We start from the raw sequence: 13255 nt of genomic DNA on the forward strand, positions 1-13255 counted from the left end.
GCACCGGGGGCTCGTACCGGGTCAGCGCCGGTCAGCGCCGGGTCAGGAAGGCTCTCACCGCCTCCTTCACGTCCTGCTCCGTCCACTCCAGACCCGGCGCGTTGATCGTCACCTCCGTCACCGCCATGCCCGGCGGGCCGCTCGCGGGGGCGGGGAACCAGCGGCGGAAGAGGGTGGTGCCGGTGTCCTCGGCGAGGGAGAGGGCGGCGGCGGTGAGGGCGTCGGGCTCGTACGGCAGCCAGACGCGGAACTGGTGGGTGTGCGGGACCTCCGGCTGGACGCGGAACCAGGGCACGCCCGCTTCGGCGAAGGCCTCCCGCAGCGCGGCGGCGACCACGCGCGCCTGAGCCACGTACGCCGGCAGCCGGGGCAGCTCCGTGTCCAGGCCGCGCAGGGCGGACAGGGCCGCCGGATACTGCTGGAAGACCTGGCCGCCGTAGCGGTGGCGCCACAGGCGGGCCTCCTCCACCAGCTCGTCGGGGCCGGCGAGGGCCGCGCCCGACAGGCCGCCGAGCGACTTGTAGAACGACACGTAGACGCTGTCCGCGAGGCCGGCGATCTCCGGCAGACCACGGCCGAAACGGGTCGGGCAGTCCCACAGCCGCGCCCCGTCGAAGTGGACCACCGCGTCCCGCTCGCGGGCCGCCTCCACCACCTCGACGAGCTCGTCCCAGGTCGGCAGCACGAAGCCCGCGTCCCGCAGCGGCAGCTCCACCATCAGCGCCCCGAACGGCTCCGGGTGCTCCCGCACCTCCTCGGCCGTCGGCAGCCGCGGCTCGTCCGTCAGGTGGACCGTGCGCAGGCCGCTGACCGCCCCGAAGGCTCCGCTCTCGTGCAGCTCGGGGTGGGCGAGCGGGTGCAGGGCCACCACCGCGTTCCCGGTCCGGCCGGCCCAGCAGCGGAGCGCCACCTGCTGGGCCATGGTCCCGGTGGGGAAGAAGGCCGCGGCGGGAAAGCCCAGCTCCTCGGCGACCCGGCGCTCCAGCCGCTCGACGACCGCGTCGCCGTACATGTCGACCGGCCCGTCCCCGTACGGCGTCGTGGCGGCCCAGTCGGCCAGCTCGCGCAGCCGCCCGCCGGTGGTGCCGTCCATCGAGGTCTCCCACAGTCGGCGCGGGGCGCCGCCCCACACCCGGGCGCGGTACTCGCGGGCCGGTTCCTCGACGCATCGCTGATCGGATTCCATGGCCCGATCATCGACCATGGAACGGGACTCCTCACCGGAGTTTTCCCCAGCCCCGATGTGATCGTCACACTGCCGCCCACACCCTGTGGACAGTCGCAGGAGAGCGCGAAACGCTGGCGTAGCATGACCAGAAATCGTCCGGTACCCGCCGCGGACTGGAACGGAAGGCCGACCCGCATCGTGAACGCACCACCAGCAGCACCCCGGCAGCAGTCCGACCGGGCCGAGGACCGCCCCGCCCGGCTCACCGTCGGGGTCGTCGGCGCCGGCCGGGTGGGCCCCGCCCTCGCCGCGTCCCTCCAGCTCGCCGGGCACCGCCCGGTGGCCGTCTCGGCGGTCTCCGACGCCTCCCGGCGCCGCGCCGCCGCCCTGCTGCCCGACGTCCCCGTCGTCGAGCCCGCGCAGGTGCTCGCGCGCGCGGACCTGGTCCTGCTCACCGTCCCCGACGACGCCCTGCCCGGGCTCGTCGAGGGCCTCGCCGACACGGGCGCCGTGCGCCCCGGCCAGCTCCTGGTGCACACCTCCGGGCGGTACGGGGTGCGGGTCCTGGACCCGGCCCGCAGGGCCGGCGCCCTGCCCCTGGCCCTGCATCCCGCGATGACCTTCACCGGCACCTCCGTGGACGTCCAGCGGCTCGCCGGCTGCTCCTTCGGCGTCACCGCCCCCGAGGAGCTGCGGCTGGCCGCCGAGGCCCTCGTCATCGAGATGGGCGGCGAGCCCGAGTGGATCGCCGAGGAGAACCGGCCGCTCTACCACGCGGCCCTCGCGCTGGGCGCCAACCACCTGGTCACCCTGGTCGCCCAGGCCATGGAGCTGCTCCGCTCGGCCGGGGTCGCCGCCCCGGACCGGATGCTCGGCCCGCTGCTCGGCGCCGCCCTGGACAACGCGCTGCGGTCCGGCGACTCCGCCCTGACCGGGCCCGTCGCCCGGGGGGACGCCGGCACCGTCGCCGCCCATGTCGCCGAACTGCACAAGCACGCGCCGGGCACCGTCGCCGGTTATCTGGCGATGGCCCGCGCCACCGCCGACCGCGCGCTCGCGCACGGCCTGCTCAAGCCCGAGCTGGCCCAGGACCTGCTGGGCGTGCTCGCCGCCGACACCTCGGCGGACCCGACCGGACCCGCCGAGGGGCCGCAAGGAGACGATCGATGAGCTTGTCCGCCCGCGACCGCGCCGAGGGCGAGCGGCCCGTCCGCCAGTCGGCCGAGCTCCTGCCCACGGTCGAGGACCTCCAGGACTTCGTCGCCCACCGCTCGGGCGGCGGCCTCGCCGTGGTCATGACGATGGGCGCCCTCCACGAGGGCCACGCCACCCTGATCCGCACCGCCCGCGAGCGGGTGGGGAAGAAGGGCGTCGTCGTCGCCACCGTCTTCGTCAATCCGCTGCAGTTCGGCGCGGGCGAGGACCTCGACCGCTATCCCCGCACCCTCGACGCCGACCTGGCGCTCGCCGTCGCGGCCGGCGCCGACGCCGTCTTCGCGCCCGGCGTCGACGAGGTCTACCCCGGCGGGGAGCCGCAGGTGCGGATCACCGCCGGTCCCATGGGCGAGCGCCTCGAAGGCGCCTCACGGCCCGGCCACTTCGACGGCATGCTCACCGTCGTCGCCAAGCTCCTCCACCTGACGGGCCCGGACCTGGCGTTCTTCGGCCAGAAGGACGCCCAGCAGCTGGCGCTGATCCGCCGCATGGTCCGCGACCTGAACTTCCCGGTCGAGGTCGTCGGCGTGCCAACGGTGCGCGAGAGCGACGGCCTCGCCCTGTCCAGCCGTAACCGCTATCTGTCGACCGAGGAGCGCCGTACGGCGCTGGCGCTGTCCCGGGCGCTGTTCGCCGCCCGTGACCGGCTCGCAGCCCAGGAGGCGCTGCGCGCCAGGGCCACGGCCCTGCCCGCCGCGCAGGGACGGGCCGAGACCCGCGCGGAGGCGCTGTCCCGGCTCGGCGAGGCCCGCGCCGCCGCCGACGCCCACGCGGTCGCCCAGGCCGCCGAGGGCGGGGGCGCCGAGGCCGTGCGGGCGGCCGCCCAGGCCGTCCTGGACGACGCGGCGAAGGCCGATCCGCCGCTCCTTCTGGACTATCTGGCCCTGGTCGATCCGGCCGACTTCACCGAGGTCGCCGACGACCACGACGGAGAGGCCATCCTCGCCGTCGCCGCGCGGGTGGGGACCACGCGGCTCATCGACAACCTCCCCCTGACCTTCGGAGTCACGAAGTGACCGGAATACGGCTGCACGCGCCCGCCCCGGGCTGGTCCATCGACGCGGACGTCGTCGTGGTCGGCTCCGGCGTCGCCGGCCTGACCGCGGCCCTGCGCTGCACCTCCGCCGGGCTGCGCACGGTCGTCGTCACCAAGGCCCGGCTCGACGACGGCTCCACCCGCTGGGCCCAGGGCGGCATCGCCGCCGCGCTCGGCGAGGGCGACACCCCCGAGCAGCACCTCGACGACACCCTCGTCGCGGGCGCCGGGCTGTGCGACGAGCGGGCCGTGCGCACCCTGGTCACCGAGGGCCCCGGCGCCGTCCAGCGGCTCATCGCCACCGGCGCCGCCTTCGACCGCACCGACGACGGCGAGATCGCCCTCACCCGCGAGGGCGGCCACCACCGCCGCCGGATCGCGCACGCCGGCGGCGACGCGACCGGCGCCGAGATCTCCCGCGCCCTGGTCGAGGCGATACGCGACGGGGGCGTGCGCTTCATCGAGCACGCCCTCGTCCTCGATCTCCTCAAGGACGCCGAGGGCCGTACGGCCGGCGTCACCCTGCACGTCATGGGCGAGGGCCAGCACGACGGCGTCGGCGCCGTCCACGCCCCCGCCGTGGTCCTCGCCACCGGCGGCATGGGCCAGGTCTTCTCCGCCACCACCAACCCGGCCGTCTCCACCGGCGACGGCGTGGCGCTCGCGCTGCGCGCCGGCGCGGAGGTCTCCGACCTGGAGTTCGTCCAGTTCCACCCGACGGTGCTGTTCCTGGGCGCCGGTTCCGAGGGCCAGCAGCCGCTGGTGTCCGAGGCGGTACGGGGCGAGGGCGCCCACCTCGTCGACGCCGACGGGGTCCGTTTCATGATCGGGCAGCACGAGCTGGCCGAGCTGGCGCCCCGGGACATCGTCGCCAAGGCGATCATGCGCCGGATGCAGGAGAAGGGCGTCGAGCACATGTACCTCGACGCCCGCCACTTCGGCGCCGAGATGTGGGAGCGGCGCTTCCCGACGATCCTGGCGGCCTGCCGCGCCCATGGCATCGACCCGGTCACCGAGCCGATCCCGGTCGCCCCGGCCGCCCACTACGCCTCCGGCGGCGTCCGCACCGACCTGCACGGCCGTACGACCGTGCCGGGCCTGTACGCGTGCGGCGAGGTCGCCTGCACCGGCGTGCACGGCGCGAACCGGCTGGCCTCGAACTCGCTCCTGGAGGGCCTGGTCTTCGCCGAGCGGATCGCCGACGACGTCGTCGCCCACGCCGCCGGCCGGGGCCCCGCCGTTCCGGTGGCGCACCCGCAGCCCGTGGTCCTGCCGCTGATCGAACCGAGCGTCCGCCGCCGCATCCAGCGCGTCATGACCCAGGGCGCCGGAGTGCTCAGGTCCGCAGAGAGCCTGCGCACGGCGTCCCGGGAACTGGACGCGCTCGACATCCCCGCTGGAGACGCCGCAGACGCCGGAGACGCGGCCGGCGCGGACGCGACGGGCGACCGGAAGACCGCCGAGCCGGGCGTGGAGTCCTGGGAGACCACCAACCTGCTCGCCGTCGCCCGCTTCCTGGTCGCGGCCGCCTCCGACCGCGAGGAGACCCGCGGCTGCCACTGGCGCGAGGACCGGCCCGACCGGGACGACGCGACCTGGCGCCGCCATCTGGTCGTACGCCTGACGTCCGACCGGCGACTGGCGGTGCACCGCACCGCCACCGCAGACTTTCCGCCCGTAACCCCCGACGCACCCAGGGAGCCGCAGCCGTGAGCACGCCCGAAGAAGCACGTCCGGAGCCCGTGGACGTGCCCCTCATCCAGATCAACGCACCCGCCGAGGCCGGTGGCGGCTGCGGCGACGGCTGTGGCTGCGGCGAGGCCGACGAGTTCGAGTGCGGCCTCGACCCGGCGCTCGCCCAGCTCCTCGCCGACGCCGGGCTCGACCCGGTGCAGGTCGAGGACATCGCGCACCTGGCCATCGCCGAGGACCTCGACGGCGGCGTGGACGTGACGACGGTGGCGACCGTCCCCGAGGACGCCGTCGCGACCGCCGACTTCACCGCCCGCGAGGCCGGTGTGGTGGCCGGTCTCCGGGTCGCCGAGGCGGTCCTGTCGATCGTCTGCACCGACGAGTTCGAGGTCGAGCGGCACGTCGAGGACGGCGAGCGGGTCGAGGCCGGCGACAAGCTGCTCAGCGTCACCGCCCGCACCCGCGACCTGCTCACCGGCGAGCGCAGCGCGCTGAACATCCTGTGCCGCCTGTCCGGCATCGCCACCGCCACCCGCGCCTGGGCGGACGCCCTGGAGGGCACGTCGGCGAAGGTCCGCGACACCCGCAAGACCACCCCCGGCCTGCGCGCCCTGGAGAAGTACGCGGTGCGCTGCGGCGGCGGCGTCAACCACCGCATGTCGCTGTCGGACGCGGCGCTGGTGAAGGACAACCACGTGGTGGCCGCCGGCGGAGTGGCCGAGGCGTTCAAGGCCGTACGGGAGCGCTTCCCGGACGTGCCGATCGAGGTCGAGGTCGACACCATGCACCAGGTCCGCGAGGTCCTGGACGCGGGCGCCGACCTGATCCTGCTGGACAACTTCACGCCGATCGAGACGGAGGAGGCGGTCGCCCTGGTCGCCGGCCGGGCGATCCTGGAGTCCTCCGGCCGGCTCACCCTGGAGAACGCGGCGGCGTACGCGGCGACCGGCGTGGACTACCTGGCGGTGGGCGGCCTCACGCACTCCTCGCCGATCCTCGACATCGGCCTCGACCTGCGCGAGGTGCGGGGCTGATGCTGCTCACCATCGACGTCGGCAACACGCAGACGGTGCTCGGTCTCTTCGACGGGGAGGAGATCGTCGAGCACTGGCGCATCTCCACCGATCCGCGGCGCACCGCCGACGAGTGGGCGGTCCTGCTGCAGGGCCTCATGGGCATGCATCCGCTGCTCGGCGTCGAGCTGAGCGACGGCATCGGGGGCATCGCCATCTGCGCGACGGTCCCCTCGGTGCTGCACGAGCTGCGCGAGGTGACGCGGCGCTATTACGGGGACGTCCCCGCGGTCCTGGTGGAGCCGGGCGTCAAGACGGGCGTCCCCATCCTCACGGACAACCCCAAGGAGGTCGGCGCCGACCGCGTCATCAACGCGGTCGCGGCCGTCGAGCTGTACGGCGGTCCGGCGATCGTCGTCGACTTCGGCACGGCGACGACGTACGACGCGGTCACCGCGCGCGGCGAGTACGCGGGCGGCGCCATCGCCCCGGGCATCGAGATCTCGGTCGAGGCGCTCGGTGTGAAGGGCGCCATGCTCCGCAAGATCGAGCTGGCCCGCCCGCGCAGCGTGATCGGCAAGAACACGGTCGAGGCGATGCAGTCCGGCATCGTCTTCGGTTACGCGGGCCAGGTGGACGGCGTGGTCGCGCGGATGAAGCAGGAGCTGGCCGGCCCGAACGGGGACCCGTCGGCCGTGACGGTCATCGCGACCGGCGGTCTGGCGCCGATGGTGCTGGCGGACTCGAAGGAGATCGACGCGCACGAGCCGTGGCTGACGCTGATCGGCCTGCGGATGGTCTACGAGCGGAACGTGTCGCGCATGTAGCGCGGCCGGTCGCGTACGCAGGGCCGGGCCGGCAGGGCCGGGCAGGGCGGGTAGGGCCGGGTGGGCGACCTTTCGACCCGATCGGCGGACCGACCCGCCGAGAAGATCGAAAAGCGCGGGGATTTGTCCGATTAGCGCGTATCGTCGGCCCATGCCCACGCCCTACGGACCCCGCGGCGGCATGGCGTTCAGCGCGGACGAGCTGCGTGTGCTCCGACGCGCCCTCGCCACCGCACTCAACCCTGCCCCCCTTCAGGACGACGACGTCCAGGACTGCCTGCGCCTGGCCGATTCCGTGGACGAGGCGGTGCGCGAGGCAGGCCGGCAGCGCGCCTTCCTCCTCGCGGACCTGGTCCGCTACCGCCAGGCCCTGCCCGCCGCCCTGCCCGGCTATCTGGCGCTCCTGAAGGACGCCCTGGCCGCCGGCTACGACCCCGGCGCCGACGACCTCGCCGCCCTGCGGGCCCTGCGCGGCAACCCGGCGGCCGCCGCGCTGCTGGCCCGCTGCCAGGTCCTGGCGGAACGATCCGTCCGCGCCCGCCTGGCCCGTGTCGCCCAGGCCGGCACCCGGACACCGCTCACCGCCCCGGCCCCCGCCCGGCCGCGCACCCCGCTTCCCGCCCCCGTCGCGGCGCGGACCCCGGCCCCGGCCGGCACCGCGCCCGCACCGCGCACCCGGCTGCTCGCCCTGCCCGGCGGCCGCGCGGCCGAGGAGGGCCCGAGGGCGCCCGCCCCGGACGGTCCCGGACGGCCCGGGCCGAAACCGCCCGCGCCGGGCGAGCGACCGGTGCCCAAGCCCTCCGAGGTGTTCCCGCCGCGCCGGCGCCCCGTACCGCCGCCCCCGCCCGAAGAACGCGCCGCCGGATAGCTACTCTGGACGCCATGGACTACGTATCCGCGCTCCTGCCCCCCGTCGTGATGGCCGCGTTCTTCATCGGCCTCGTCGTCACGATCGTCAAGAGCCAGGGCGGACCGAACAAGGCCAAGGAGGACGCGGCCGTGGACGCCGCCCTCTCCCGCGCCGAGTCCGCCCGCCAGCAGGGCGGCAGCACCGCCCCGTAGCAGGGACCGGGGCCCCGAGGACGTACGACCGCCGTCAGGCCGTACGTCCTTTTTGCTGTCTCCCGAGGCGTTTCGTCCAGGAATGGGTGTGTATTCACCGGTCTCGCACTAAGGTGGCGCTGTGCCCCGTCAATTGGGAGAGCTGGAAGACGCCGTCATGACCCGCGTCTGGCAATGGAACCGCCCGGTGACCGTCCGGGAAGTCCTGGAGGATCTCCAGCAGGAACGGTCCATCGCCTACACCACCGTCATGACGGTATTGGACAATCTCCATCAGAAGGGCTGGGTGCGCAGGGAAGTCGAAGGCCGCGCCTATCGATATACGGCGGTCTCCACCCGGGCCGCCTACTCGGCCGCACTGATGAACGAGGCCTGGGCGCAGAGCGACAACCCCGCCGCGGCCCTCGTCGCCTTCTTCGGGATGATGTCGCCCGAACAGCGCGAGGCACTGAACGACGCCGTCCGTATCGCCCGCCAGGACACCCCCGAAGCCGCCCCCGCGCCACCCGCCGAAACGGCCGAGGGCGGCGAGGAGACCGGCGGCCCCGGGCGATAACGTCCCTCCATGTCATCCGCTTCCGTCAATGCCGTCACCGTGCGCCGGGCCCGCACCTCCGATGTCGCCGCTCTGCGCCGTCTCGTCGACCCCTACGCGCGCCGCGGCATCCTCCTCGACAAGGCGACCGTGACGCTTTACGAGGACATCCAGGAGTTCTGGGTCGCCGAACGCGACGACGACGGCGTGGTGGTCGGCTGCGGCGCCCTGCACGTGATGTGGGAAGACCTCGCCGAAGTCCGCACTCTCGCCGTCGACCCCGACTTCAAGGGCGCCGGAGTGGGACATCAGGTGCTCGACAAGTTGCTGCACACCGCGCGATGGCTGGGTGTCCGCCGGGTTTTCTGCCTCACCTTCGAAGTCGACTTCTTCGCGAAGCACGGCTTCGTCGAGATCGGCGAGACTCCGGTCGACGGAGATGTCTACAGCGAGCTGCTGCGTTCCTATGACGAGGGTGTCGCCGAGTTCCTGGGTCTCGAACGAGTGAAGCCGAACACCTTGGGCAACAGCCGGATGCTTCTGCACCTGTGACCGGGCGGGCGGATCGGGGCGTCTTCGGAGTGCCTATGTCCGAATCGCGCACGTTTCCCGCGTTGCCGGGGTTCTGAACCTCTGCCAGGGGTTTGTGTTTTTCCGGGAAAAGCGGTTTCCTTTCCGCGTACTGCATTTTCGATGAAAGGAAATCCGGTGGCACAGAAGGTTCAGGTCCTTCTTGTCGATGACCTCGACGGCGGCGAGGCGGACGAGACCGTGACGTTCGCTCTGGACGGCAAGTCTTACGAGATCGACCTCACCACCGCCAACGCGGACAAGCTCCGTGACCTGCTCGAGCCGTACACCAAGAATGGCCGTCGCACCGGTGGCCGCAGCGCCGGCACCCGCGGCAAGGGCCGTGTCGCCGCTTCCGGTGGCAGCCCGGACACCGCCAAGATCCGCGCCTGGGCGAAGGAGAACGGCTACAACGTGAACGACCGCGGTCGCGTGCCCGCCGAGATCAAGGCCGCCTACGAGGACGCGAACCGCTGAGCGCCTCGCTGCTGAGCCGCCGCCCCCGCCTCCGGCTCCGGCCGGCGGCCCCGGGCAGCACTCAGCAGCCGCACCCGGTGGCACTCGGCGGCCGCGGCGGCCACGAGCCGCACCAGACAGGGCCGGCCGGCGTCGGCGGGGCGTCCCCCCAGCGAGGGCCGCAGGGCCGGCAGCGAGGACTCGACCTCGCGCCCCGGCTCCGGGGCCCTCAGCCACACCGCGGCGTCCGGCGTGCCGGAACCGCCGCGACCGGCGGGTCTCAGGCCGGGGGGTACGGGGGCGGTCATCCGGCCGTCGGTGCCGAGCATCGCCAGATCCAGTGAGATCCCGCCCCACTCCAGCCAGTCGAGCAGCCCGGGAAGCTCCTCCGCGCTCCCCGCTGCCACGAGCAGCCGCATCCGCCGCCCCATGAGGGCCACCGGACCGACGGCGGCGCCCAACCGGCGCAGCACGCCGCGGCCGGCCGCCGCCGGCAGCTCCAGGACGTCGAACCGCAGCCCCGTCACCAGTTGCACCGGTGGCCCGGCGGCGGTCGCCCAGCCGAGCTCGTGCTCGTACCACCGCGCCAGACCGCCGTCGATCGGCGAGCGGGGCGGCGGGACGGTGAGGGCCATACCGGGGGAACGCCCCCGGGACCCGGCGGGTTACGGCGAACGGTGACCGAGAGTCCTCGCTCGGGAGCACCGGGTGTCCATGATGGGGGCGTACGGGTGCATTCGACCGCGCAAGGTTGTTCGCCCGTAGCGGAGGGAACCGGGGTGCGCCGCATGGAGTGTCGGTACTTACGGGTAAGACATTCCATGTGAGGAGGGGCGTCTCGCAGGCGGAAGCGTCTCACGTTCGCCATCGGCGTACTGAAGCCGTGGCTAACAGCTTGGCCTGCGGGAACATCGTCTCGCACCATCGAGTTGGAGCATTTGTCGGCTGTTCGGCAGCAGGTCTCCCCGAGAAGTAAGGGGGTGATCCGGACGGATGTCGGCAGTTGGAATGAGCGGTCCCCGCTTGCGGGACTAAGCTGCGGAAGGACAGGGAGGGGATCGACCCCTAACTGACTGACCGCTCTGAGGAGCGATTAACGATGTTCGAGAGGTTCACCGACCGCGCGCGGCGGGTTGTCGTCCTGGCTCAGGAAGAAGCCCGGATGCTCAACCACAACTACATCGGCACCGAGCACATCCTCCTGGGCCTTATCCACGAGGGTGAGGGTGTCGCCGCTAAGGCCCTGGAGAGCCTCGGGATTTCGCTCGAGGCGGTCCGCCAGCAGGTGGAGGAGATCATCGGCCAGGGCCAGCAGGCCCCGTCCGGGCACATCCCCTTCACCCCTCGTGCCAAGAAGGTCCTGGAGCTGTCGCTCCGGGAGGCCCTCCAGCTCGGCCACAACTACATCGGCACCGAGCACATCCTGCTCGGCCTGATCCGCGAGGGCGAGGGCGTCGCCGCCCAGGTCCTCGTGAAGCTGGGCGCCGATCTCAACCGGGTCCGGCAGCAGGTCATCCAGCTGCTCTCCGGCTACCAGGGCAAGGAAGCCGCCACCGCCGGCGGTCCTGCCGAGGGCACGCCCTCGACGTCCCTGGTCCTCGACCAGTTCGGCCGCAACCTCACCCAGGCGGCCCGCGAGTCCAAGCTCGACCCGGTCATCGGGCGCGAGAAGGAGATCGAGCGGGTCATGCAGGTGCTGTCCCGCCGGACCAAGAACAACCCGGTCCTCATCGGCGAGCCCGGCGTCGGCAAGACGGCGGTCGTCGAGGGCCTGGCCCAGGCCATCGTCAAGGGCGAGGTGCCCGAGACCCTCAAGGACAAGCACCTCTACACCCTGGACCTCGGCGCGCTGGTCGCCGGCTCCCGCTACCGCGGTGACTTCGAGGAGCGCCTGAAGAAGGTCCTCAAGGAGATCCGCACCCGCGGCGACATCATCCTGTTCATCGACGAGCTCCACACCCTCGTGGGTGCGGGTGCCGCCGAGGGCGCGATCGACGCCGCCAGCATCCTCAAGCCGATGCTGGCCCGCGGCGAGCTGCAGACCATCGGTGCCACCACGCTCGACGAGTACCGCAAGTACCTGGAGAAGGACGCGGCCCTCGAGCGCCGCTTCCAGCCGATCCAGGTCGCCGAGCCGTCGCTGCCGCACACGATCGAGATCCTCAAGGGTCTGCGCGACCGCTACGAGGCCCACCACCGGGTCTCCATCACGGACGAGGCCCTCGTCCAGGCCGCGACCCTGGCCGACCGCTACATCTCGGACCGCTTCCTGCCCGACAAGGCGATCGACCTGATCGACGAGGCCGGCTCCCGGATGCGCATCCGCCGGATGACCGCGCCGCCGGACCTCCGCGAGTTCGACGAGAAGATCGCCGCCGTCCGCCGGGACAAGGAGTCCGCGATCGACTCGCAGGACTTCGAGAAGGCCGCCTCCCTGCGCGACAAGGAGAAGCAGCTCCTCGCCGCGAAGACCAAGCGGGAGAAGGAGTGGAAGGCCGGCGACATGGACGTCGTCGCCGAGGTCGACGGCGAGCTGATCGCCGAGGTCCTCGCGACCGCCACCGGCATCCCGGTCTTCAAGCTGACCGAGGAGGAGTCCTCGCGACTGCTCCGCATGGAGGACGAGCTCCACAAGCGCGTCATCGGCCAGAAGGACGCCGTCATCGGCCTCTCGCGCGCCATCCGGCGTACGCGTGCCGGCCTGAAGGACCCGAAGCGTCCCGGTGGCTCGTTCATCTTCGCCGGTCCGTCCGGTGTCGGTAAGACCGAGCTGTCCAAGGCGCTCGCCGAATTCCTCTTCGGCGACGAGGACGCGATGATCTCCCTCGACATGTCGGAGTTCAGCGAGAAGCACACGGTCTCCCGCCTCTTCGGTTCTCCGCCCGGATACGTCGGCTACGAAGAGGGCGGCCAGCTCACCGAGAAGGTGCGCCGCAAGCCGTTCTCCGTGGTCCTCTTCGACGAGGTCGAGAAGGCCCACCCCGATATCTTCAATTCCCTTCTCCAGATCCTGGAGGACGGTCGTCTGACCGACTCCCAGGGCCGGGTCGTGGACTTCAAGAACACGGTCATCATCATGACGACCAACCTCGGGACCAGGGACATCTCGAAGGGCTTCAACCTCGGCTTCGCGGCCCAGGGCGACACGAAGTCCAACTACGAGCGGATGAAGGCGAAGGTCAGCGACGAGCTGAAGCAGCACTTCCGCCCGGAGTTCCTCAACCGTGTGGACGACGTCATCGTCTTCCCGCAGCTGACCCAGGACGACATCCTCCAGATCGTCGACCTGATGATCGGCCGTGTCGACGAGCGCCTGAAGGACCGGGACATGGGCATCGAGCTCTCCCAGTCCGCGAAGGAGCTCCTCGCGAAGAAGGGTTACGACCCGGTGCTGGGCGCCCGTCCGCTGCGTCGGACGATCCAGCGCGAGATCGAGGACACCCTCTCCGAGAAGATCCTCTTCGGCGACCTGCGGCCCGGCCACATCGTGGTCGTGGACACCGAGGGCGAGGGCGAGGAGCGCACGTTCACCTTCCGCGGCGAGGAGAAGTCGGCTCTGCCGGACGTCCCTCCGGTGGAGGCGGCGGGCGGCGCGGGCCCGAACCTGTCGAAGGACGCGTAACGCTGCGCTGAGCTGAGCCAGCGCTGAAGGGGCGGCCCCGGAACCTCATGGTCCCGGGG

General features: G+C 72.4%; 13 protein-coding genes. 11 read left to right on the top strand and 2 right to left on the bottom strand.

The annotated features are described in order from the left end of the window. Positions 1-31: 31 nt before the first annotated feature. Entirely contained in the window at positions 32-1186 is a 1155-nt protein-coding gene (locus ACFY7C_RS28230; protein WP_389655562.1) for a threonine aldolase family protein, read from the bottom strand. 123 nt (positions 1187-1309) lie between these two features. Here ACFY7C_RS28230 and ACFY7C_RS28235 point away from each other — a divergent pair, with 123 nt between their 5' ends. The 10 genes from ACFY7C_RS28235 to ACFY7C_RS28280 all read left to right on the top strand — a co-directional run bounded on the left by ACFY7C_RS28235 (position 1310) and on the right by ACFY7C_RS28280 (position 9595). Further along, a complete protein-coding gene (locus tag ACFY7C_RS28235; protein ID WP_389655564.1) occupies positions 1310-2338 on the top strand; it encodes a Rossmann-like and DUF2520 domain-containing protein in 1029 nt (342 codons plus the stop codon). Then, a complete protein-coding gene (gene panC, locus ACFY7C_RS28240) occupies positions 2335-3399 on the top strand; it encodes a pantoate--beta-alanine ligase (protein WP_389655566.1) in 1065 nt (354 codons plus the stop codon). Before ACFY7C_RS28235 ends, panC begins: the two co-directional genes overlap by 4 nt. Continuing rightward, positions 3396-5132, top strand: coding sequence for an L-aspartate oxidase (locus ACFY7C_RS28245; RefSeq protein ID WP_389655568.1), 1737 nt, complete (start codon positions 3396-3398; stop codon positions 5130-5132). Before panC ends, ACFY7C_RS28245 begins: the two co-directional genes overlap by 4 nt. Further along, complete coding sequence (gene nadC / locus ACFY7C_RS28250) at positions 5129-6145, top strand: carboxylating nicotinate-nucleotide diphosphorylase (protein ID WP_389655570.1); 1017 nt, start codon at positions 5129-5131, stop codon at positions 6143-6145. Before ACFY7C_RS28245 ends, nadC begins: the two co-directional genes overlap by 4 nt. Next, positions 6145-6951: a type III pantothenate kinase gene (locus ACFY7C_RS28255; protein ID WP_389655572.1), complete on the top strand. Its 807-nt coding sequence runs from the start codon at positions 6145-6147 to the stop codon at positions 6949-6951. The genes nadC and ACFY7C_RS28255 overlap by 1 nt, the downstream gene beginning before the upstream one ends. A gap of 181 nt (positions 6952-7132) precedes the next feature. Next, positions 7133-7819 (top strand): hypothetical protein, encoded by a 687-nt coding sequence (locus ACFY7C_RS28260; protein WP_389655686.1) that lies wholly within the window; start codon positions 7133-7135, stop codon positions 7817-7819. A 14-nt stretch (positions 7820-7833) separates the two neighbouring features. After that, on the top strand, positions 7834-8013 hold the full coding sequence (locus ACFY7C_RS28265) for a hypothetical protein (RefSeq protein WP_389655573.1): 180 nt from the start codon (positions 7834-7836) through the stop codon (positions 8011-8013). A 121-nt stretch (positions 8014-8134) separates the two neighbouring features. After that, positions 8135-8569, top strand: coding sequence for a BlaI/MecI/CopY family transcriptional regulator (locus tag ACFY7C_RS28270; protein WP_389655574.1), 435 nt, complete (start codon positions 8135-8137; stop codon positions 8567-8569). Positions 8570-8578: 9 nt separating this feature from the next. Beyond that, positions 8579-9100, top strand: coding sequence for an amino-acid N-acetyltransferase (locus tag ACFY7C_RS28275; RefSeq protein ID WP_389655576.1), 522 nt, complete (start codon positions 8579-8581; stop codon positions 9098-9100). A 156-nt stretch (positions 9101-9256) separates the two neighbouring features. Further along, positions 9257-9595: an Lsr2 family protein gene (locus ACFY7C_RS28280; RefSeq protein WP_389655578.1), complete on the top strand. Its 339-nt coding sequence runs from the start codon at positions 9257-9259 to the stop codon at positions 9593-9595. Here the strand turns inward: ACFY7C_RS28280 and ACFY7C_RS28285 are convergent. After that, entirely contained in the window at positions 9574-10209 is a 636-nt protein-coding gene (locus ACFY7C_RS28285; RefSeq protein WP_389655580.1) for an SCO3374 family protein, read from the bottom strand. The genes ACFY7C_RS28280 and ACFY7C_RS28285 overlap by 22 nt on opposite strands. A 464-nt stretch (positions 10210-10673) precedes the next feature. On the opposite strand from ACFY7C_RS28285, the gene ACFY7C_RS28290 reads away from it, so the two are divergent. Next, complete coding sequence (locus tag ACFY7C_RS28290; RefSeq protein WP_389655582.1) at positions 10674-13196, top strand: ATP-dependent Clp protease ATP-binding subunit; 2523 nt, start codon at positions 10674-10676, stop codon at positions 13194-13196. Positions 13197-13255: the final 59 nt, after the last annotated feature.

It is taken from the genome of Streptomyces sp. NPDC012769 (genome assembly GCF_042901205.1).
Taxonomy (GTDB): domain Bacteria; phylum Actinomycetota; class Actinomycetes; order Streptomycetales; family Streptomycetaceae; genus Streptomyces.